We start from the raw sequence: 20,441 nt of genomic DNA, 5'->3' as shown, positions 1-20,441 counted from the left end.
CCCCGCATGACCGACACCACCCCGCTCGGCTACACCCTGTTCGCCGTCCTGGCCGGGCCTCGCCCGCGCACGTCGACGCCCGATGAGGCGGCGATCGCCGAGGTCCAGGATGCCGTCGACGCGCTCGCCGGCACCGGCGTCACCCTCCGCGGTCTCTACGACGTCACCGGCATGCGCGCCGAAGCCGACCTCATGATCTGGCTCCACACGTCGCCCGGCTCCGCCGACGACCCGGCCTCGCTGCAGGCGGCGCTCCGCTCGCTTCGGCGCACGCGCGTCCTCGCCGCGTACGACAACGTGTGGAGCGCGATGGGCGTGCACCGCGAAGCCGAGTTCAACAAGCGCCACGTGCCCGGCTACCTCCGCGGCGAGCACGCGCGCGGCTGGCTGTGCCTGTACCCATTCGTCCGGAGCTACGAGTGGTACCTCCTGCCCGACGACGAGCGCGCCGGCATGCTCGCCGAGCACGGCCGCAAGGGCGCGCGCTTCACCGAAGTCGTCGCCAACACCGTCTCGACCTTCGGCCTCAGCGACTACGAATGGCTGCTGCCGCTCGAATCCGACGACCCCATCCACCTCGTCGACATGATGCGCGACCTCCGCGCGACGGGCGCGCGCCGCCACGTGCGCGAGGAGGTGCCGTTCTACACGGGGCGGCGCATCGAGCTCTCCGAGCTCGCGGAGGTGCTGGACTGATGGCCGCGCAGAACATCGGGTTCCGTCCGAAGCCCCCGCGCGCGAGCGCCGTGCCCCCCGTCGCCGACGGCTGCGTCGTCCCCGCCGCGACCGCGGCGACGTGCGCCGGCGCGCCCTTCGCGACCGAGCCCGTCGCCTACGAGGGAATCCTCCTCCTCGGCTTCGGCGGCCCCGAGGGACAGGACGACGTCATCCCGTTCCTCCGGAACGTCACGAACGGCCGCGGCATCCCCGACGAGCGCCTCGAAGAGGTCGCGCACCACTATCGGCACTTCGGCGGCGTCTCGCCCATCAACGACCAGAACCGGACGCTCAAGGCCGCTCTCGAGGCGGAGCTCGCCGCGCGGGGTCTCGACCTGCCGATCTACTGGGGCAACCGCAACTGGATGCCGTACGTCTCCGACGCGCTCGACGCCGCCGTCGCCGACGGCAACCGGCGCCTGCTCGCGCTCGCGACGAGTGCGTACTCGTCGTACTCGTCGTGCCGCCAGTACCGCGAAGACCTCGCCGACGCCGTCGAAGCGACGGGCCTGGGCGGCGAGGTCGAGATCGACAAGGTCGGCCAGTTCTTCGACCACCCCGGCTTCGTCGCCCCGTTCGCCGAGGGGCTCGCCGATGCTCTCGCGACGCTTCGGGCGGACGGCTTCGGCGACGACGAGATCGAGGTGCTGTTCTCGACGCACTCGATCCCGTACGCGGATGCCGACCGCTCCGGCCCTCCCGCCGGCGACGGCCACGAGGGCTTCGGCCCCGGCGGGGCGTACGTCGCGCAGCACGTCGCGGTCGCCGAGGCGATCCTGCAGCAGTTGGGCACGGCCCAGTTGGAGACAGGCATCCCGTGGCAGCTCGTCTTCCAGAGCCGCTCCGGCCCGCCGCAGGTGCCGTGGCTCGAGCCCGACATCAACGACGCCATGGCGGAGCTCCCAGCCGCCGGCCGCCGCGCCGTCGTCATCGTGCCGCTCGGGTTCGTGAGCGACCACATGGAGGTGCTCTGGGACCTCGACACGGAGGCGATGGAGACCGCCGAGGAGCTCGGACTCCGGGCGATCCGCACCCCCACGCCGGGCGTCCACCCGAGCTATGTTGCGGGCCTCGTCGACCTCGTTGAGGAACGCCTCGCCGGAACCGCGCCCGAAGACCGCCCGCGCGCGACCGACCTGGGGCCCTGGTACGACGTCTGCCGCCCCGGGTGCTGCGAGAACAAGCGCCTGGGCTTCCAGCCGGCGCTCGCCGGGGCGGGACGATGACGCTTCCCGCGCTCCGGCTCGGCACCCGGGCGAGCCTGCTCGCCACGACGCAGTCGGGTACGGTCGCTGACGCACTGCGCGCCGCGACCGGGCGCGAGGTCGAGCTCGTCCGCATCATGACCGACGGCGACGTGCTGACGGGGCCGCTCGCGCAGCTCGGCGGCACCGGCGTTTTCGTCGCGGCGCTCCGCGACGCGCTGCTGCGGGGTGAATGCGACCTCGTCGTGCACTCGATGAAGGACCTCCCGACGGCCGCGGTGCCGGGGCTCGCGATCGGCGCGGTGCCTCCGCGCGCCCCGGTGCGCGACGCCCTGTGCGCGCGCGATGGGCTGACCCTCGACGCGCTCCCGCATGGCGCCGTCGTCGGCAGCGGCTCGCCGCGGCGCGTGGCGCAGCTGCTGAGCGCGCGGCCCGACCTCGACGTCCGCGGCATCCGCGGCAACGTCGACACCCGCCTGCGGAAGGTCGACGACGGCGAGTACGACGCCGTCGTCCTCGCCGAGGCGGGACTCACCCGCATCGGGCGCACCGATCGCATCACCGACGTCTTCGACGCGAGCCGCTGGCCGACCTCCGCCGGCCAGGGGGCGCTCGCCGTCGAAGTGCGCAGCGATGACCCGTTCGCCGCCGACCTCGCCGCGATCAGCGATGCGGATGCCGAGATCACCGCGCTCCTCGAGCGTGCCGTCCTGCGCCGCCTCGAGGCCGGCTGCGCAGCCCCCGTCGGCATCGCGGCGCGCCTCGACGCCGACGCATCCGACGCCGACGCCGTCACGCTCGTCGCCGAGGTCTACGCGCTCGACGGAGCGCGGAGCGTCCGCGTCGAACGGTCTCTGCCGCGTGCGGCGGTCGCCGCTGACGGTGGGCGCGAGGATGCCGCCGCGGAGGTCGTCGCGGAACTCCTCGGCCGCGGGGCGGGAGAGCTCGCCGACCTCGTCGGGAGCGGCCGGTGACGGCCTCGATCGACGGAACCCCGGCGTCGGCGGCCCCCGGCGCGGCGGCGGGTGGCGCCCTCCGCGGCGCGCGCGTGCTGATCCCGCGCGGCGGCACGTGGGGGACGCGCGTCGCCGCCGAGGTCGCCCGCCGCGGTGCCGAGCCGATCGTGGCGCCGCTCATCACCTCGGCGCCCCCGCGCGATGAAGCTGCGCGCGACCGGTACTTCGCGGCGCTCGCCGCGGGGGAGTACGCGTGGGTGTTCGTCACGAGCGCGGCGACCGTCGAGCAGCTCGTCCTCCAGGGCGTCACGATCCCGCCGACGACCCGCATCGCCGCCGTGGGAGCCGCGACCGCGCGCGCCGTCGCGGCGACGGGCGCGGAGGTCGCCTTCGTCCCGACCGGCGAATCGTCGGCGGCAGCTCTTGCCGCGCAGTGGCTGGGCGGGCAGGGGAGCGCGAGGCGCACGCCGACCGACACCGGACGCACGCTCGTCATCCGTTCCGACCTCGGCGCCGCGGTCCTCAGCGATGAGCTCGCCCTGCGCGGCTTCGCGGTCGACGTCTGCATCGGCTACCGCACCCTCGGCGTCGACCTCGCCCCCGAGGTCCTGCACGACCTGACGGGCGGCGAGATCGATGTCGTCCTCCTCACCTCCCTCAGCGTCGCACGCGAGCTCCGCCGCCAGGCCGGCCCCCTCCCCGCCTCCGTGCGGGTAGCCTCGATCGGGCCGGGCACGACGCGCGACGCCGAGCGCATCGGCTACACCGTCGCGCACACCGCCCGCACCCAGAGCGTCGACGCGCTGCTCGCCGAGCTCGACGCGGCACCGACCGCCTCGCCGCGCCATCCGTACGCGTCTTCCCCGCACCGGCCCTCCCCACACACGTCGGAGACGCCCTCCGACTCCCGCCCCGACCAGGAAGCATCGTCATGACCGCCTTCCCCACCCGCCGCCTGCGACGCCTGCGCCAGAGCCCGACGCTCCGCCGCCTCGTCGCCGAGAACGACCTCACCGCCCGCCGCCTCGTCCTCCCCGTCTTCGTCAAAGAGGGGATCGACGCGGCGCAGCCGATCGCGAGCATGCCCGGGGTCGACCAGCACCCGCTGGGCGCCCTCCCCGGGCTCGTCGAGAAGGCCGTGGCCGTCGGAATCGGGGGCATCATGCTGTTCGGCGTCCCCGCCGTCCGCGACGCGACCGGCAGCGGGGCGACCGACCCCGGCGGCATCCTGAACCGCGCCATCGCGGTGGCCGCCGACGCCGCCGCCGGGAGGATCACGGTGCAGGCCGACCTCTGCCTCGACGAGTTCACCGACCACGGGCACTGCGGTGTCCTCGCCGCCGACGGATCGGTCGACAACGACGCGACCCTCGAGATCTACGCGCAGATGGCGCTCGCGCAGGCCGGGGCCGGCGCCGACATCCTGGGCCTGTCGGGCATGATGGACGGCCAGGTCGCCGCGTGCCGCGCGGCACTGGATGCCGCGGGCTACAGCGACGTCGTGATCCTCGCGTACTCGGCGAAGTACGCGTCGGCCTTCTACGGTCCGTTCCGCGACGCCGTCGAGTCGACCCTGCAGGGCGACCGCCGCACGTACCAGCTCGACCCCGCGAACGGGCGCGAGGGCGTGCAGGAGGTCCTCGCCGACATCGACGAGGGTGCCGACATCGTCATGGTCAAGCCCGCCGGCCCCTACCTCGACGTCCTCGCCGAGGTCGCCTCCGTCTCCGACGTGCCCGTCTGGGCGTACCAGGTGTCGGGGGAGTACGCGCTCATCGAGCACGCTGCCGCGGCCGGGCTCATCGACCGCGAGCGCGCGATCGGCGAGAGCCTCGTCGGCATCCGCCGTGCGGGCGCCGAGGCGATCCTCACGTACTGGGCACTCGAGGTCGCGGGCTGGCTCGATGAGGGGAAGGTGCTCGCATGACCACCAACGACGCACTGTTCGCCCGCGCCCAGGCCGTGATCCCCGGCGGCGTCGACTCGCCCGTCCGCGCCTACGGGTCGGTCGGCGGCACGCCCCGGTTCCTCACGAGTGCTGCGGGGGCGGAGGTGACGGATGCCGAGGGCCGCCGTTACATCGACCTCGTCGCGAGCTGGGGCCCCGCGCTCCTCGGACACGCGCACCCCGAGGTGGTCGCCGCCGTGACCGAGGCCGCCGCCCGCGGGCTCTCGTTCGGCGCCCCGACCCCCGCCGAGGCGGAGCTCGTCGAGGAGATCGTCCGGCGCGTGCCCGCCGTCGAGAAGGCGCGACTCGTCTCGACCGGCACCGAGGCGACGATGACCGCGATCCGCCTCGCGCGCGGCGCAACGGGCCGAGACCTCCTCGTGAAGTTCGCCGGGCACTACCACGGGCACTCCGACGGGCTCCTCGCCGCGGCAGGCTCGGGGCTCGCGACCTACGCGCTCCCGGGGTCGGCCGGCGTTCCCGAGCCGATCGCCGCGCAGACCCTCGTCGTGCCCTACAACGACCCCGACGCGCTCGCCGCGGTCTTCGCCGCCCACCCGGGCCGCATCGCTGCCGTCATCACCGAAGCCGCCGCCGCGAACATGGGCGTCGTGGCTCCGGCATCCGGCTTCACGGCCTTCGTCCGCGACCTCACCCGCCGCGAGGGCGCGCTTCTCATCAGCGACGAAGTGCTCACCGGATTCCGGGCGGCCCCGGGCGGATACGCCGAGATCCTCGCTGCGGCGGGGGAGGACGCCCTGCCCGACCTCGTGACCTTCGGCAAGGTCATCGGCGGCGGTCTCCCCGTCGCCGCTGTCGGCGGTCGCGCCGAGATCATGGACCTCCTCGCCCCGACCGGGCCGGTCTACCAGGCGGGCACCCTCAGCGGGAACCCCGTCGCCGTCGCCGCGGGCCTCGCGACTCTGCGCCTCGCCGACGCGGACGTCTACGCGCGCCTGACCCACGCGTCGGACGTGCTGTCGGATGCCGTCGGCACGGCCCTCGATGAGGCCGGGGTCCCGCACGTCGTCCAGCACGCCGGGACGCTGTTCAGCGTCTTCTTCGGCGCCGAGGTCGTCGAGGGCGTGCCCGACTACGCGACCGCGCAGCGGCAGGACAGCGCCGCCTACGGCCGCTTCTTCCACGCGATGCTGGATGCCGGCGTCTCCTTGCCCCCGTCGGCGTTCGAGGCCTGGTTCGTCACCGCCGCGCACGACGACGAGGTGCTCGGGCGCATCGTCGAGGCGCTCCCCGCCGCCGCCCGCGCCGCCGGTTGACCTCGTCACCGCGCCGTAGGCTGGTGCCATGCCCGTGACCCTGCTCGGGGCGTCGGAGATCCGCGCCCTCGCCGCCGACCTCGACGTCACCCCCACCAAGAAGCTGGGCCAGAACTTCGTCGTCGACGCGAACACCGTCCGCAAGATCGTGCAGGTCGCGGGAGTCACGGCATCCGATCGCGTCGTGGAGGTCGGGCCCGGTCTCGGGTCGCTCACCCTCGCGATCCTCGAGACCGGCGCGCAGGTGACGGCGGTCGAGATCGATCATCGCCTCGCTGAGCGCCTTCCCGTCACGGCGGCGGCGCACGGCGTTCCGGACGGCGCGCTGATGGTGGTGGATGCCGACGCCCTGCGCATCACCGACCTTCCCGGCGACCCGAACGTCTTGGTCGCGAACCTGCCGTACAACGTGAGCGTCCCGGTGCTGCTGCACTTCATGGAGACCTTCCCGCACATCGAGCGCGGCGTCGTGATGGTGCAGGCCGAGGTGGGGGAGCGCCTCGCCGCCCCGCCCGGCTCGAAGGTCTACGGCTCGCCGAGCGTGAAGGCGGCGTGGTACGGACCGTGGCGGCTCGCGGGAACCGTCTCGCGCCAGGTGTTCTGGCCGGTGCCGAACGTCGACAGCGTGCTCGTCGCCTTCGAGCGGGATGCCGCGGAGGGTGACGCGTCGCGCGGCGACGAAGACCTCCGCCGGCGGACCTTCGCGCTCGTCGACGCCGCGTTCGGGCAGCGCCGCAAGATGTTGCGCCAGGCCCTCGCGCCGGCGCTCGGCGGCTCGGCGGCGTCGGCGTCGGCCGTGCTCGAGGATGCCGGAGTCGACCCGACCGCGCGCGGCGAGCAGCTCGGCGTCGAGGACTTCGTCCGCATCGCCCGCGCCGCCGGCTGACTCAGCGGCGGTGTATCGAGACTGTTCAGCCCCGCGACACGCCGCGTTTCCCAGGCTCATGAAACATCCCGGTAACATATCGGTATGCGCTCTCCCGAGCACCCCGCGCCCGAACGCGTGCTCCTGCATCTCAGCGACACGCATCTGCGCGCCCATTCCCGCATCTGGGGCGAAGTCTCCGGCGAGGAGCACCTCGCCGCCGCGCTCGCCGCGATCGAGGCCTCCGGCGTCCGCCCCGACGCGATCGTCTTCACGGGCGACCTCGTCGACCTCGGTGAGGCCGAGGCCTACGCGCGCCTGCGCGGCATGGTCGAGCCCTTCGCCGAGCGGCTCGACGCGCCGGTCGTCTGGGTCATGGGCAACCACGACGAACGCGCCGCGTTCCGCGCCGAGCTCTGGGACGACGGGTCGGGAGACCTCCGCCCGATCGATCGCGTCGACGAGTTCGACGGCCTGCGCATCGTGACGCTCGACACCTCCGTTCCGGGCGCCCATCACGGTGAGGTCACCGAAGCCCAGCGCGCGTGGCTGCGGGATGTCCTCGCGACCCCGGCTCCGCTCGGCACGATCCTCGCGATGCACCACCCGCCGGTGCCGAGTGTGCTCGCCCTCGCGGCATCCGTGGAGCTGCGCGATCAGCGTCTGCTCGAGGGCGTCGTCCGCGGCACCGATGTGCGCGCGATCATTGCGGGCCACCTGCACTACTCGACGTTCGCGACGTTCGCCGGCATCCCCGTCTCGGTCGCCTCGTCCACCTGCTACGCGCAAGACCTCACGGTGCCCGTGGGCGGCACGCGTCCGCAGGACGGCGCGCAGGCGTTCAACCTCGTGCACGTCTTCGATGACACCGTCGTCCATTCGGTCGTGCCGATCGACGCGCCCCGCGTCATGGAGTACACCGACCCGGACGCCGCGCAGGCACGCCTGCACGATGCCGGGATCGAGGGCGTCAGCGTGGCGCGGGAGCCTCGCCGCCACCCCGCGCTGCACTGACCGCGGCCGCACCGGTCTTCTCCGCGGCCCGCCCAGCCGGGTGCGCCGAGCGTCCGGTCGCCCGCTCCCACGGGGCGGGGATCGGGAACATGCGCTCGAGCGTCGCGCGGAGCGTCTGCACCCGCAGCTGCTCGGGCAGCTCCTGCGCCCCTCCGTCGTTGAGGCAGAACATGTCGACGTCGCCCTGCCGTTCGAGGCGCTGCATCTCGCCGAGAGATGCGGCCATCGTCGTCTGCACGTACCGCACGCGCGGCACGGTCGTCGCGATCGCGCGGCCGGTCATGAGCGCGAAATAGTGGTACAGGCTGTTCGTGACCGACACGTCGGTCGCACTCCGGAAGCGGGATGCCGCAGTGCGCGCGATGTCGGCGGGGAACGCGTCTTCGAGCTCGCGCATTACCGAGCGGCGCAGCGGCGCGGCGCAGTGCTCCAGGTCGCGGAGGATGACGCGCCCGAACCGATCCTCGAGCAGCGCACGGTTGACCCGCAGCGCGTTGTCGTGACCGGAGCGGTGCGCGAGGGAGGGGCCGGTGCCGATGCGGACCGGGCATTCGACGAATTTCGAGACGCCGGCGGCCGTGAAGAAGAGCTCCGGGCCCACGGGGCGGGCGAAGAACATGTCGTCGTTCGAGTAGAGGAAGTGCTCGGCGAGACCCTCGATGCGATGCAGCTGCGCCTCGACGGCGTGCGAGTTGTGCGTCGGGAGGACGCTCGGGTCGGCGAAGAACTCCTCGCTGCGCACGATCGTCACCTTCGGGTCGTCGCGGAGCCACGCGGGGGCGGGCGAGTCGGTCGCGATGAAGATCCGCCGCACCCACGGGGCGTAGAGGTGCACACTCCGCAGGGCGTAGCGCAGCTCGTCGACGTGGCGGAAGCGCGCAGGTCCGTCATCGCCCTCGCCGACGACGTACTCTGCCATCTGCGCGGCGCGCTGACGCTGGAACTCGCTGGAGGAGCCGTCGACCCACGAGAAGACCATGTCGATGGGGAAGTCGATCTCGTCGGGCTGCAGGTCGAACATGCCGCGGAGCGTCGTCCACGCCCGGCCTTCCCGCTCCACCGTCACGTGCTCGACGTCGGCGGCGACGAAGACCCGCCGGGTCAGGGCGTTCGCGCGCGGAGCGTGGACGACGCCGTCCTCCGTCCGCCAGAACTCCAGCCGCACCGCCTGCGCGGCGCCGAAGGTGAGCGATCCCGCCCGGCGCGGGCGGTAGACGCGGATCGCCTCGGCTCCGGCATTCGTGCGGATGGCATCCGTGCGCGTGTCGTCGAGATCGACAGCCAGGTGCGCCGTGCCTCCGCGCGGTTTGACGTACAGGGGTTCGTCGGCGCCGCAGCGGCGCAGGGCCGCGTACGCGTCGGCGCGTCGTGCCGCGTCGACGACGAGCGCGAGGTCGCGCACCCCGTGGCGGATGAGCAGCACGGGGATGCCGGCGGTCTCGAGCGCCTCGGCGATCATCAGCAGGTCGGCGCGCTGCGCCTCGGCGGGCGTGGCCTGATCGAGCAGGCGCACCGTCCCGTCGTGCACTTCGATGTCGGGGCGGGAGAGCAGGTTCTCCCAGCGGTGACGTTCGGCCGGCAGCGCTGTCAGCTCGGTCATCACGGTCCTCCGTTCGCACCGGCGGGGGTGCCGGATGGTGTCACGCTAGGCCGCGGTCGTTTCGGGACTGTTTCGGGGCGGCGCCGGCTCGGCGCGGGCGACACCCGCCCGCGCCGGGCGCCCGCTCGATAGCCTGAACGGGTGACCGACACCGAAGACCGCTTCCCGCCCTCGCGCGGGGGCGACATCCACCGCCCGTACACCGCGGCGGCCGACCGCTACGACGGTGCGCAGTTCCGACAGGTCGGCACGAGCGGCCTGTATCTGCCGCCGATCTCGCTCGGACTGTGGTGGAACTTCGGCGACAACATCCCGTTCGACGACCAGCGTGCGCTCCTGCGGCACGCGTTCGACCGGGGCGTCACCCACTTCGACCTCGCCAACAATTACGGACCGCCGTACGGCTCGGCCGAGACGAACTTCGGGCGCATGATGCGCGAGGACTTCGCGCCGTACCGCGACGAGCTGATCATCTCGTCGAAGGCCGGCTGGGACATGTGGCCCGGCCCCTACGGCACGTTCGGCTCCCGCAAGTATCTGATCGCGAGCGCCGAGCAGTCCCTGCAGCGGATGGGCGTCGATTACGTCGACATCTTCTACTCGCACCGCTTCGACCCGGTCACCCCGCTCGAGGAGACGATCGGCGCGCTCGACACGCTCGTGCGCCAGGGTAAGGCGCTCTACGTCGGCATCTCGTCGTACTCGGCCGAGCGCACGGTCGAGGCGAAGGCGATCGCGCGCGCACTCGGCACGCCCCTCGTCATCCACCAGCCCGCGTACTCGATCCTCAACCGCTGGGTCGAAGACGGGCTCACGGGCGCGCTCGAAGAGGAGGGCATGGGCGCAATCGCGTTCACGCCGCTCGCGCAGGGCCTCCTCACCGACAAGTACCTCGGCGACGGGACGGCCGAGCGTGCGCAGCAGCGCTCCTCGCTTCCCGGCGGACGACTCAGCGACAGCGCCCTCGCTGCCCTCCGGAGTCTCGACGTCATCGCAAAAGAGCGGGGCCAGTCGCTCGCGCAGATGGCGATCCAGTGGGTACTGCGGGAGCCCGTCGTCGCCTCGGCGCTCGTGGGTGCGTCGCGTCCCGAGCAGCTCGACGAGAATCTCGCGGCGCTCGAAGGCCCGGCGTTCACGATCGACGAGCTCGAGCAGATCGATCAGGTCGCCGACGCGATCGACGTGGACCTCTGGGCCGGATCGGCGACCGCGTGAGCGGCGACCCGCGCGGCGGCGGCGCGCTCCACCGCCGCGTGCACGCCCGCGCCCCCGGCAAGATCAACGTCTTCTTCGAGGTCGGCGGCGTCGGCGACGACGGCTACCACCCGGTGGCTTCGGTCTACCAGGCGGTGTCGCTCTACGAGGATGTCTGGGCCGAGGCGTCCGCGGAGTACACGATCGCCGTCACGGGCGACGTGGATGTGTCGGGCGTGCCGCTGGACGAATCGAACCTCGCGGTGCGTGCGGCGCGGCTCGTCGCGGGGCGTCTGGGGTGGGACGGCGGCATCCACCTCGACGTCCGCAAGGGCGTGCCGGTGGCGGGCGGCATGGGCGGCGGGTCGGCGGATGCCGCCGCCGCGCTCGTCGCCGTCAACGAACTGCTCGAGGGGCACCTGAGCCCGCTCGAACTGCAGGGGCTCGCCGCCCAGCTCGGCGCCGACGTGCCCTTCGCCGTCCTCGGGGGCACCGCGATCGGCACGGGGCGCGGCGACGAACTCGCGCCCGCTCTCGCGCGCGGCCGCTTCGACTGGGTGCTCGTGACGAGCGACGAGGGGCTCTCGACGCCCGCCGTGTACGGCGAGCTCGACCGCCTGCGGAGCCTTCCCGACATCACGCCCGACTACGGCGTGCCGCGCATCGACCCGGGCGTCCTCCAGGCGCTCCGGGGCGGCGACGTCACGGCGCTCGCCGGCGCCATCCACAACGATCTCGAGCGAGCGGCGCTCTCGCTCCGTCCCGGCCTCGGCGACCTGCTCGCCGAGGGTCGCGCGGTCGGCGCCCTCGCGAGCGTCGTGTCGGGCTCGGGCCCCACGGTCGCGCTGCTGGCGGCGGATGCCGATGACGCGCGCCGCCTCGCCGATGCGGCCGCGAGCCGGCGACTCACCGCTTTCGCGGCGCACGGCCCCGTGCAGGGCGCGCGCATCGTCGCGCCCTGACGGGCTTTCCGCCCACGCCCACACCCACGAACGGAAGCTCCATGACCGATCTGACCGATACAACTGCCGACCTCGCCGCCCGTCACCACGATGCGCCGATCGACGGCGAGATGCACGACGCGCTGGCCGCGGGAGGCCTCGCGGTCGCCCGCGTCGACGACGCCGACCGCACGCAGACCGACCGCTGGCTCGACGCCGTCGCCCGCGGGTTCCTCGACGCCGAGCCGAGCGACGCGCAGCGCGAGATCCTCGCGACCGGCGGCGGGTACCGCCGGAAGATCGGCGTCTACGACGCCGCCGGCGTCCTCGCCGACACCCCGGTCGCGAGCTTCGCGTCGTGGATCACGGAGCTCACCGTGCCCGGCGGCACGCTGCCGGCGTGCGCGATCTCGGCGGTCACGGTGGCTCCGACGCACCGGCGGCGCGGCATCCTGCGCGAGGTCATGGCCGGCGAGCTGCGCATCGCGGCCGAGTTCGACGTGCCGATCGCCGCGCTGACGGTCAGCGAGTCGACGATCTACGGGCGTTTCGGGTTCGCTCCCGCCGCGCACGCGACCCGATGGGAGATCGACACACGCCGCGCCGGGTGGGTGGGGCCGGTCGCGCCCGGGCGCGTCGACTTCATTACCCGCGAGGCGGGCCGCGACCTGACCCGCGCGCTCCACGACCGCGTGCGACTGTCGACACCGGGCGAGATCGCGCTCCCGCCGGGCCACGAGGACCGCTTCTTCGGCACGCGCGCCGATGCGAAGAAGAGCGACGAGCTGCGCGTCGTGCAGTACCGCTCGGTGTCGACCGACGGGGCATCCGGTGAGGTCGACGGGCTTGCGGTGTACCGGGTCAGAGAGGGTGAGCACGACTTCGCGGCATCCACGCTCGACCTCGCCTACCTCCTCGCCGCGACCGACGAGGCGTACGCCGGGCTCTGGCGGTTCCTGCTGCAGCTCGACCTCATCGGCACGGTGCGCGCGTCGGAACTCGCCGTCGACGAACCGCTCTGGTGGATGATCGCCGATCAGCGCGCCGCGTCGATCTCGGTGCGCGATCACCAGTACCTCCGGATCCTCGACGTCCCCGCGGCGCTCGGCGCCCGCCGCTACGACGTCGCCGACAGTGTCGCGTTCGAGGTGACCGATCCGCTCGATCTCGCCGCGGGAACGTTCGTGCTGCTCGTCGACGAGAGCGGCGAGGCATCCGTCGACCTCGTCGACGAACCGCCTCTCGGCATCCCGCTCGTGCGGCTCGGCGTCGCGGATCTCTCCGCGCTGCTGGTCGGGGGAGTGTCGGCCGTGACCCTCGCGCGCGCCGGCCGCCTCGAGACGGAGGATGCCGACCGCATCGCGCGCCTGTTCCAGACCACCGCGGCCCCGCGATTGAGCTTCTGGTACTGAGTCCACCCGCGCGGTCGCTCCGAAAGCAGGGCCGATCGCGCTGTGTCGTCCGTTCGCGCGCCGCCGAGACGCGTCGGCCCTGCTTTCGGAACGGTTCCCGCGGGTCTCGGAATGGTTCCCGCGGGTTCGGAACGGTTCCCGCGGGATGCCGCCCCGCCGCCTCGCGTAGCCTGGGAGGGACATGGCACACCTCCTCGGCGGCGAGAGCCTCCATCTCGAATATCCCACCAAGGTCGTCTTCGACGGCGTCTCGCTCGGCGTCGACGAGGGCGACCGCATCGGTATCGTGGGGCGCAACGGCGACGGCAAGTCGAGCCTGCTCGCGATGCTCGCGGGGCGCCTGGAGCCGGATGCCGGGCGGGTCACCGTCCGCGGCGGCGTCCGGGTCGGGGTGCTCGACCAGGCCGACACGCTGCCCGACGACGAGACGGTCGGGCACGCGATCGTCGGCGACACGCCCGAGCACGAATGGGCGGGCGACGCGCGGACGCGAGAGGTGATCGCCGGCCTCGTCTCCGACCTGCCGTGGGATGCCGCGCTGGGCACGCTCTCGGGAGGGCAGCGCCGCCGGGTCGCCCTCGCGCGCGTGCTCAGCGGCGACTGGGACGTCCTCGCCCTCGACGAGCCGACCAACCACCTCGACGTCGAAGCCATCGCGTGGCTCGCCGAACACCTCAAGACCCGCTGGTCGCGCAACACCGGCGCCCTGCTCGTCGTGACGCACGACCGCTGGTTCCTCGACGAGATCTCGACGACGACGTGGGAGGTCCACGACCGCATCGTCGAGCCTTTCGAGGGCGGATACGCCGCGTACATCCTGCAGCGCGTCGAGCGCGACCGGCAGGCCGCCGCGATCGAGCAGCGCCGGCAGAACCTCGCCCGGAAGGAGCTCGCGTGGCTCCGCCGCGGCGCGCCCGCCCGCACGTCGAAGCCGAAGTTCCGGATCGATGCGGCGAACGAGCTGATCGCCGACGTCCCCGAGATCCGCGACCGGGTCTCGCTGCAGTCCCTCGCCGTCTCCCGGCTCGGCAAGGACGTCGTCGACCTTCTCGAGGCGGGGGTCTCGTACGACGGCCACGACGTGCTGCGAGACGTGGAATGGCGCGTCGCGCCGGGCGAGCGCACCGGCATCCTGGGCGTCAACGGGGCGGGCAAGTCGACGCTCCTCGGCCTCGTCGCCGGCACCGTCGAGCCGACGAGCGGGCGCGTCAAGCGCGGCAAGACCGTGAAGGTCGCGACCCTCACACAGCGGATGGACGAACTCGACGAGCACCTCGACGAGCCGGTGCGCGTCGTCATCTCGCGTCTGCGCACGAGCTACACGATCGGAGCGGGGTCGAAGGCGACCGAGCTCACCCCGGGGCAACTCCTCGAGCGCATGGGGTTCAGCTCGGCGCAGCTGTCGACGCCCGTCAAGGACCTCTCCGGTGGTCAGCAGCGGCGCCTGCAGCTGCTCCTCATCCTGCTCGACCAGCCGAACGTCCTGATCCTCGACGAGCCGACCAACGATCTCGACACCGACATGCTCGCCGCGATCGAGGACCTGCTCGACTCGTGGGCGGGAACGCTCCTCGTGGTGAGCCACGACCGGTACTTCCTCGAGCGCGTCACCGACCAGCAGTACGCCGTGCTCGCCGGCGCGGACGGCGCAGGACACCTCCGGCATCTGCCGGGAGGGATCGACGAGTACCTGCGGCTGCGCGCGGCGCAGCGGGCGCAGGCGGATGCCGGTGCGCACGCTTCTCCGGCATCCGCCGCACCCGCTGCCGCGGAGGCGGCGACGCCGACGCTCTCGGGCGCCGAGCTGCGCGCCGCGCAGAAGGAGCTGCAGGCCGCCGAACGACGGATCGAGAAGCTCACGGCGCAGGCGGATGCCGCGCGCACCGCGCTCGCCGAGCACGACCAGTCCGACTACGTCGGCCTCGGTGACAAGATGCGGGCGATCGGCGAGCTGGATGCCGAGATCGCGACGCTCGAGGAGCGGTGGTTCGCCCTCACCGAGGAGATCGGCTGAGCGCTCTCGCACGCCGACACGCGTGGGTCAGGTGTCGAAGCTGAGGCTGAGCTTGCGCAGCAGCGCGGCGAGGCGTTCGCGGTCACCGCGCGAGAGGATGCCGAGAAGCTCCGCCTCGGCGTCCACGAGCCGCGTGATGGCCGCGTCCACGCGGGTGCGGCCGTCCTCGGTCAGCGTCACCAGCACGCTCCGCCCGTCGGCGGGGTCGGACTCGCGGCGCACGAGTCGGCGCCCGACGAGCCGGTCGATGCGGTTGGTCATCGTGCCGCTCGAGACGAGCGTCTGCTGGAGGAGCTGCTTGGGGCTCAGCTGGTAGGGCTCGCCCGCGCGGCGGAGGGCCGACAGGACGTCCCACTCCCAGGGTTCGAGGTCGCTGCGACGGAACGCCTCGCGACGCGCGCGGTCGAGGTGCCGCGAGAGCCGGTCGACGCGCGAGAGCACCTCGAGCGGCGAGAAGTCGAGATCGGGTCGCTGCGACATCCACGCATCGACGATGCGGTCGACTTCGTCGTGCTCGGTGGCCATCGCACCATTATCGCGGGCGGCGCGCGGAGCACCGAGCGAGCACAGATTCACCGCATCGGAAGGGCACAGGCGACCCCATTGACCCCGCACGAGGCCGTCCCTGACGTGACACGTGCGGCGCCCGGATCGGGACGGGTGTTCGGACACGCGGCCTCGCGACGTCGCATCCATTCAACGAGTCAGGAGAAGTGGATGTACCGGAGCAACGGCAATTTCGAGGCGTATGCCACGCCGCTCAAGCCCGAGGGGCTCGAGAACAAGCGCGCGTTCTTCGTCGGGTCGGGCCTTGCCGGCCTCGCCGGCGCGACGTTCCTCATCCGGGACGCGGGCATGGCGGGTGACCGCATCACGATCTACGAGGAGCTGGCCCTTCCCGGCGGGAGCATGGACGGCATCCTCGACGAGCACAAGGGATTCATCGTCCGCGGCGGCCGTGAGATGGAGGCCCACTTCGAGACGCTGTGGGACCTGTTCCGGTCGGTGCCCTCCCTCGAGAACGAGGGGCAGTCGGTGCTCGACGACATGTACCACATCCACAAGATCAACCCGAGCTCCAACCCCAACCGCGCCACGGACCACCAAGGTCAGCGCATCCCGAACCAGAAGGACCTCAGCCTCACCCCGCAGGCCGTGAAGGAGCTCATCGATCTCGCACTCACGCGTGAGGTGGACCTCCAGGACAAGCGGATCGACGAGGTCTTCGGCGAGGAGTTCTTCCAGTCGAACTTCTGGCTCTACTGGGCGACGATGTTCGCCTTCGAGCCCTGGGCGAGCGCGATGGAGATGCGCCGGTACATCCTGCGCTTCGTGCACCACATCTCCACACTGGCCGACCTCACCTCGCTCCGCTTCACGCAGTACAACCAGTACGAGTCGCTCATCCTCCCGCTCGTGGAGAACTTGAAGAAGCACGGCGTCACGTTCGTCTACAACGCAGAGGTGAAGAACATCGTCGTCGACGTGACGAACGGCGCGAAGGTCGCCACACGCCTCGAGCTGACCCGTGACGGCGAGGACGAGACGGTCGAGCTGACCGAGGACGACTGGGTGTTCTCCACGAACGGCTCGATCACCGAGTCGAGCACGTACGGCGACAACGACACTCCGGCGCCGGTCGAGAAGGACAACGGCAGCTCGTGGAAGCTCTGGAAGGCCCTCGCCGCTCAGGACAGCGCGTTCGGCAAGCCGGAGAAGTTCTGCGAGAACATCCCCGACGCCAACTGGACCATCTCGGCGACGGTGACCCTCACCGACGACAAGATCGCGCCGTACATCCAGAAGCTCACGGGGCGCGACCCGCGCGACGGCAAGATCGTCTCGGGCGGGCCCATCAGCTTCGCCGACTCGGCGTGGCTCTACGGCTTCTCGATGAGCCGCCAGCCCCACTTCAAGGTGCAGGACCCGCAGAAGGAGCTCGTCGTCTGGCTGTACGGCCTCTTCAGCGACAAGCCGGGCGACTACGTCAAGAAGACGATCCGCGAGTGCACGGGCGCGGAGCTGTGCGCGGAGTTCCTCTACCACCTGGGCGTCCCGGTCGACGAGATCGACGACCTCGCGCACAACTCGGCGTCGACGGTGCCCTGCAACATGCCGTACATCACGTCGTACTTCATGCCGCGCGCGCTCGGCGACCGCCCCGAGGTCGTCCCCGAGGGGTCGAAGAATCTCGCGTTCCTCGGGAACTTTGCGGAAGTCCCCGTCGACACGGTCTTCACGACCGAGTACTCGGTGCGGACGGCGATGGAGGCGGTGTACCAGCTGGCGAACGTCGACCGCGGCGTGCCCGAGGTCTTCGCCTCGTCGTTCGACGTGCGCGTGCTCCTCAGCGCGCTGTACTACCTGAACGACCGCAAGAAGCTCAGCGAGCTGAAGCTGCCGTTCATGGAACGCCAGATCGGCAAGGCCGCCCTCCACAAGGTGAAGGACACCTACCTCGAGGAGATCCTGCAGGCCGCGAACCTCGTCTGAGGCTCCGTCCCGCGACACGAACACGCACGCCCGTGCGCGGGCTCGGCCCGGTCGATGGCAGACTGGGAGAGCCCGCGTGCGGGCGTTCCGCCGTGGTGTAACGGCAGCACGACAGCCTTTGGAGCTGTGAGGACTAGGTTCGAATCCTGGCGGCGGAGCATGACGAACACCACCGCATCAGAGCCGATCGCAGACCGACTCGACGAATCGCTGGCCATCGTGATCCTCGCGGCCGGTCAGGGCACCCGTATGCGCTCGGCGCTGCCGAAGGTGCTGCACCGCATCGGCGGCCGCCCGCTCGTCGGGCATGTCCTCGACACCGCGCGCGATCTCGCGCCCGGCCACGTCGTCGTGGTGGTGCGCCACGAGCGCGACCAGGTCGCGGAGGCGGTCACCGGCATCTCCGACCGCGTCGTCGTCGTCGACCAGGACGAGGTGCCGGGGACCGGTCGCGCCGTCGAGGTGGCTCTGGCGGCGCTCCCCGGCTCCGACGGGCGCGGCTTCGACGGCGACGTCCTCGTGCTCTCGGGCGACGTGCCGCTCCTCGACGCCGACACGCTCATCTCGCTCGTCCGCGACCATCGCGCCTCGCACGCGGCGATTACTCTACTGAGCGCGATCGTCGACGATCCGAGCGGCTACGGGCGCGTCATCCGCGGCGTCGACGGCGCGGTCGAGCGCATCGTCGAGCAGAAGGATGCCTCGGCGGCCGAGGCCGCCGTCACCGAGATCAACGCCGGGGTCTACGTCTTCCAGGGCGCGCCGCTGCGCGCCTACCTCGCGCGCGTCGGCACCGACAACGCGCAGGGCGAGAAGTACCTCACCGACGTCGTCGGTCTTGCGCGGAGCGAGGGGCTGCCGGTCGCGGCATCCGTCGTCACCGACGTGTCGCTCACCCTCGGGGTCAACGACCGCGCGCAGCTCGCGGAGGCGGGGCGGCTCCTGAACGCCCGCACCGTGCGCCGCTGGCAGCTCGCGGGGGCGACGATCCAAGACCCCGCGACGACGTGGATCGATGTGACCGCCGAGCTCGCGCCCGACGTCACCGTCCTCCCCAACTCGCACATCCTGCGCGCGACGGTCGTCGGCTCCGGCGCGATCATCGGCCCCGACACGACCCTCGAGGACTGCGAGGTGGGGGAGGGGGCGACCGTCCGTCGCACCGACGCGACCCTCGCCGTCATCGGGGCCGGTGCGAACGTGGGGCCGTTCGCGTACCTCCGGCCCGGCACGGTCCTCGCCGCGAAGGGCAAGATCGGCACGTTCGTGGAGACGAAGAACTCCACGATCGGCGAGGGCAGCAAGGTGCCGCACCTCTCCTACATCGGCGACACGACGATCGGTCGGGGCGTCAACCTCGGCGCCGGCGCGATCACCGCGAACTACGACGACATCGCCAAGCACCGCACCGAGATCGGCGACGAGGTGCACTCCGGCTCGCACAACGTGTTCGTCGCGCCCGTTAGGATCGGAGACGGCGCCAAAACGGGCGCCGGCGCGGTCATCCGCAAGGACGTGCCCGCCGGTGCGCTCGCTCTGAGCGTCGCCCCCCAGCGCAACGTCGAGGGCTGGGTGGAGAATCATCGACCGGGAACGGCGGCGGCGGATGCCGCGGCACGCGCCCGGTCCGCACAGGAAGCGGTCGATGGGCAAGAAGAAGCCTGAGCCCCAGCGTGACGACATCGCCCCCGGGCTCGTCGTCAAGACCAAGAAGCGGCTCGTCGTCGCAGCGGGGAGTTCGCACCCCGAACTCGCCCAGGCCGTCGCCGAGCAGCTCGACACGGCGCTCGTCCCGACCGAGCACCGCACGTTCGCGTCCGGTGAGATCCTCACCCGGTTCGAGGTGTCGGTGCGCGGTTGCGATATCTTCCTGATCCAGTCGTTCGGGCCGCCGGTGAACGAGTGGATGATGGAGCTGCTCATCATGCTGGATGCCGCCAAGCGCGCATCGGCCAAGCGCATCACCGTCGTCGCGCCGTACTACCCGTACTCGCGTCAGGACAAGAAGGGCCGAGGCCGCGAGCCGATCAGCGCACGCCTGGTCGCCGACCTGTTCAAGACCGCCGGCGCCGACCGCATCATGAGCGTCGACCTCCACGCCGCCCAGATCCAGGGCTTCTTCGACGGCCCCGTCGACCACCTCTTCGCCAAGCCCGTGCTGCTGGAGTACTTCCAGGAGACCCTGAGCGCCGAAGACCGCGCGAAGCTCACGGTCGTCTCGCCCGACACGGGGCGCGTGCGCGTCGCCGACCAGTGGTCCGACTCGCTGAGCGCCCCGCTCGCGATCATCCACAAGCGCCGTGACCCGAACGTGGCCAATCAGGTCACCGTCAACGACATCGTCGGCAACGTCGAGGGGCGCGTCTGCCTGCTGGTCGACGACATGATCGACACCGGCGGCACGATCGTGAAGGCGGCGCAGGCGCTCAAGGCTCACGGTGCCGAACGGGTCATCGTCGCGGCGACGCACGCGGTCTTCAGCGACCCCGCCGTCGAGCGTCTCCAGGACGGCTCGATCGACGAGGTCGTCGTCACCGACACGCTGCCGCTTTCGCCCGAGAAGCGGTTCCCGGGCCTGACGATCCTCCCGATCGCGCCGCTCCTCGCCCGCGCGATCAAGGAAGTCTTCGAGGACGGCTCGGTCACGAGCATGTTCAACGGCGAAGCCTGAGGCGCGTCCGAAGCGGTTGCGGTGTGTCGACGCGCTCCGCTCGTTCGACGACCGTGAGGTGCGACTTCTCCGAGCGTTGCGCGCGCCGCGCAGCGCCGAGTCGAAACGGCGATGCGCGCGGGCTTAGGATCGCG

At 71.9% G+C, this 20,441-nt stretch carries 17 protein-coding genes and 1 tRNA gene; 16 read left to right on the top strand and 2 right to left on the bottom strand.

Features of this window, described 5'->3' with window-relative positions; all coding sequences use genetic code 11:
• The first annotated feature begins 6 nt into the window (after positions 1-6).
• From hemQ to ACRVYW_RS02975, 8 genes are all read left to right on the top strand, one after another.
• The gene (gene hemQ, locus ACRVYW_RS03010) at positions 7-696 is read left to right on the top strand and encodes a hydrogen peroxide-dependent heme synthase (RefSeq protein ID WP_431801529.1); all 690 of its coding nucleotides are present in this window, start codon (positions 7-9) and stop codon (positions 694-696) included.
• Positions 696-1,943 (top strand): ferrochelatase, encoded by a 1,248-nt coding sequence (locus ACRVYW_RS03005; RefSeq protein ID WP_431801527.1) that lies wholly within the window; start codon positions 696-698, stop codon positions 1,941-1,943. The genes hemQ and ACRVYW_RS03005 overlap by 1 nt, the downstream gene beginning before the upstream one ends.
• A complete protein-coding gene (gene hemC / locus ACRVYW_RS03000) occupies positions 1,940-2,896 on the top strand; it encodes a hydroxymethylbilane synthase (RefSeq protein WP_431801525.1) in 957 nt (318 codons plus the stop codon). The genes ACRVYW_RS03005 and hemC overlap by 4 nt, the downstream gene beginning before the upstream one ends.
• Complete coding sequence (locus ACRVYW_RS02995) at positions 2,893-3,813, top strand: uroporphyrinogen-III synthase (RefSeq protein WP_431801523.1); 921 nt, start codon at positions 2,893-2,895, stop codon at positions 3,811-3,813. The genes hemC and ACRVYW_RS02995 overlap by 4 nt, the downstream gene beginning before the upstream one ends.
• On the top strand, positions 3,810-4,805 hold the full coding sequence (gene hemB / locus ACRVYW_RS02990) for a porphobilinogen synthase (protein ID WP_431801521.1): 996 nt from the start codon (positions 3,810-3,812) through the stop codon (positions 4,803-4,805). Before ACRVYW_RS02995 ends, hemB begins: the two co-directional genes overlap by 4 nt.
• Positions 4,802-6,103 (top strand): glutamate-1-semialdehyde 2,1-aminomutase, encoded by a 1,302-nt coding sequence (gene hemL / locus ACRVYW_RS02985; RefSeq protein WP_431801519.1) that lies wholly within the window; start codon positions 4,802-4,804, stop codon positions 6,101-6,103. The genes hemB and hemL overlap by 4 nt, the downstream gene beginning before the upstream one ends.
• A gap of 28 nt (positions 6,104-6,131) precedes the next feature.
• On the top strand, positions 6,132-6,989 hold the full coding sequence (gene rsmA / locus ACRVYW_RS02980) for a 16S rRNA (adenine(1518)-N(6)/adenine(1519)-N(6))-dimethyltransferase RsmA (RefSeq protein WP_431801517.1): 858 nt from the start codon (positions 6,132-6,134) through the stop codon (positions 6,987-6,989).
• Between the two features lie 84 nt (positions 6,990-7,073).
• Entirely contained in the window at positions 7,074-7,982 is a 909-nt protein-coding gene (locus tag ACRVYW_RS02975; protein WP_431801515.1) for a phosphodiesterase, read from the top strand.
• Here ACRVYW_RS02975 and ACRVYW_RS02970 read toward each other — a convergent pair.
• Positions 7,939-9,582 carry a stealth family protein gene (locus ACRVYW_RS02970; RefSeq protein ID WP_431801513.1) on the bottom strand — a complete coding sequence of 548 codons (1,644 nt, stop codon included), beginning with the start codon at positions 9,580-9,582 and terminating at the stop codon, positions 7,939-7,941. The genes ACRVYW_RS02975 and ACRVYW_RS02970 overlap by 44 nt on opposite strands.
• A gap of 141 nt (positions 9,583-9,723) precedes the next feature.
• Here ACRVYW_RS02970 and ACRVYW_RS02965 point away from each other — a divergent pair, with 141 nt between their 5' ends.
• The 4 genes from ACRVYW_RS02965 (at position 9,724) to ACRVYW_RS02950 (ending at position 15,143) form a co-directional block, all read left to right on the top strand.
• Positions 9,724-10,797, top strand: coding sequence for an aldo/keto reductase (locus ACRVYW_RS02965; protein WP_431801511.1), 1,074 nt, complete (start codon positions 9,724-9,726; stop codon positions 10,795-10,797).
• Entirely contained in the window at positions 10,794-11,738 is a 945-nt protein-coding gene (locus tag ACRVYW_RS02960; RefSeq protein ID WP_431801509.1) for a 4-(cytidine 5'-diphospho)-2-C-methyl-D-erythritol kinase, read from the top strand. The genes ACRVYW_RS02965 and ACRVYW_RS02960 overlap by 4 nt, the downstream gene beginning before the upstream one ends.
• A gap of 41 nt (positions 11,739-11,779) precedes the next feature.
• On the top strand, positions 11,780-13,129 hold the full coding sequence (locus ACRVYW_RS02955; protein ID WP_431801507.1) for a GNAT family N-acetyltransferase: 1,350 nt from the start codon (positions 11,780-11,782) through the stop codon (positions 13,127-13,129).
• 181 nt (positions 13,130-13,310) lie between these two features.
• Complete coding sequence (locus ACRVYW_RS02950; protein ID WP_431801505.1) at positions 13,311-15,143, top strand: ABC-F family ATP-binding cassette domain-containing protein; 1,833 nt, start codon at positions 13,311-13,313, stop codon at positions 15,141-15,143.
• A gap of 27 nt (positions 15,144-15,170) precedes the next feature.
• Here the strand turns inward: ACRVYW_RS02950 and ACRVYW_RS02945 are convergent, their stop codons facing one another.
• Positions 15,171-15,668 (bottom strand): MarR family winged helix-turn-helix transcriptional regulator, encoded by a 498-nt coding sequence (locus tag ACRVYW_RS02945; RefSeq protein ID WP_431801503.1) that lies wholly within the window; start codon positions 15,666-15,668, stop codon positions 15,171-15,173.
• Between the two features lie 192 nt (positions 15,669-15,860).
• Between ACRVYW_RS02945 and ACRVYW_RS02940 the strand changes: the two genes are divergently transcribed.
• From ACRVYW_RS02940 to ACRVYW_RS02925, 4 genes are all read left to right on the top strand, one after another.
• Complete coding sequence (locus ACRVYW_RS02940) at positions 15,861-17,636, top strand: oleate hydratase (protein WP_431801501.1); 1,776 nt, start codon at positions 15,861-15,863, stop codon at positions 17,634-17,636.
• An 86-nt stretch (positions 17,637-17,722) separates the two neighbouring features.
• Positions 17,723-17,794: transfer RNA gene (locus ACRVYW_RS02935), tRNA-Gln, on the top strand.
• Between the two features lies 1 nt (position 17,795).
• Entirely contained in the window at positions 17,796-19,301 is a 1,506-nt protein-coding gene (glmU, locus tag ACRVYW_RS02930) for a bifunctional UDP-N-acetylglucosamine diphosphorylase/glucosamine-1-phosphate N-acetyltransferase GlmU (RefSeq protein WP_431801499.1), read from the top strand.
• Positions 19,282-20,307: a ribose-phosphate diphosphokinase gene (locus ACRVYW_RS02925; protein WP_431801497.1), complete on the top strand. Its 1,026-nt coding sequence runs from the start codon at positions 19,282-19,284 to the stop codon at positions 20,305-20,307. The genes glmU and ACRVYW_RS02925 overlap by 20 nt, the downstream gene beginning before the upstream one ends.
• Positions 20,308-20,441 lie beyond the last annotated feature (134 nt).

Origin of the sequence: Microbacterium sp. bgisy203 (assembly GCF_965345155.1) — a bacterium.
Taxonomy (GTDB): domain Bacteria; phylum Actinomycetota; class Actinomycetes; order Actinomycetales; family Microbacteriaceae; genus Microbacterium.
The sequence above is the reverse complement of the archived record's forward strand: the minus strand, read 5'-3'. Positions and strand labels throughout refer to the sequence as shown.

Coding starts and splice junctions, on each gene's coding strand:
- hemQ (WP_431801529.1), top strand. CDS start 7: ATGACCGACACCACCCCGCTCGGCTACACCCTGTTCGCCGTCCTGGCC.
- ACRVYW_RS03005 (WP_431801527.1), top strand. CDS start 696: ATGGCCGCGCAGAACATCGGGTTCCGTCCGAAGCCCCCGCGCGCGAGC.
- hemC (WP_431801525.1), top strand. CDS start 1,940: ATGACGCTTCCCGCGCTCCGGCTCGGCACCCGGGCGAGCCTGCTCGCC.
- hemB (WP_431801521.1), top strand. CDS start 3,810: ATGACCGCCTTCCCCACCCGCCGCCTGCGACGCCTGCGCCAGAGCCCG.
- hemL (WP_431801519.1), top strand. CDS start 4,802: ATGACCACCAACGACGCACTGTTCGCCCGCGCCCAGGCCGTGATCCCC.
- rsmA (WP_431801517.1), top strand. CDS start 6,132: ATGCCCGTGACCCTGCTCGGGGCGTCGGAGATCCGCGCCCTCGCCGCC.
- ACRVYW_RS02975 (WP_431801515.1), top strand. CDS start 7,074: ATGCGCTCTCCCGAGCACCCCGCGCCCGAACGCGTGCTCCTGCATCTC.
- ACRVYW_RS02970 (WP_431801513.1), bottom strand. CDS start 9,582: ATGACCGAGCTGACAGCGCTGCCGGCCGAACGTCACCGCTGGGAGAAC.
- ACRVYW_RS02955 (WP_431801507.1), top strand. CDS start 11,780: ATGACCGATCTGACCGATACAACTGCCGACCTCGCCGCCCGTCACCAC.
- ACRVYW_RS02950 (WP_431801505.1), top strand. CDS start 13,311: ATGGCACACCTCCTCGGCGGCGAGAGCCTCCATCTCGAATATCCCACC.
- ACRVYW_RS02945 (WP_431801503.1), bottom strand. CDS start 15,668: ATGGCCACCGAGCACGACGAAGTCGACCGCATCGTCGATGCGTGGATG.
- ACRVYW_RS02940 (WP_431801501.1), top strand. CDS start 15,861: ATGTACCGGAGCAACGGCAATTTCGAGGCGTATGCCACGCCGCTCAAG.
- glmU (WP_431801499.1), top strand. CDS start 17,796: ATGACGAACACCACCGCATCAGAGCCGATCGCAGACCGACTCGACGAA.
- ACRVYW_RS02925 (WP_431801497.1), top strand. CDS start 19,282: ATGGGCAAGAAGAAGCCTGAGCCCCAGCGTGACGACATCGCCCCCGGG.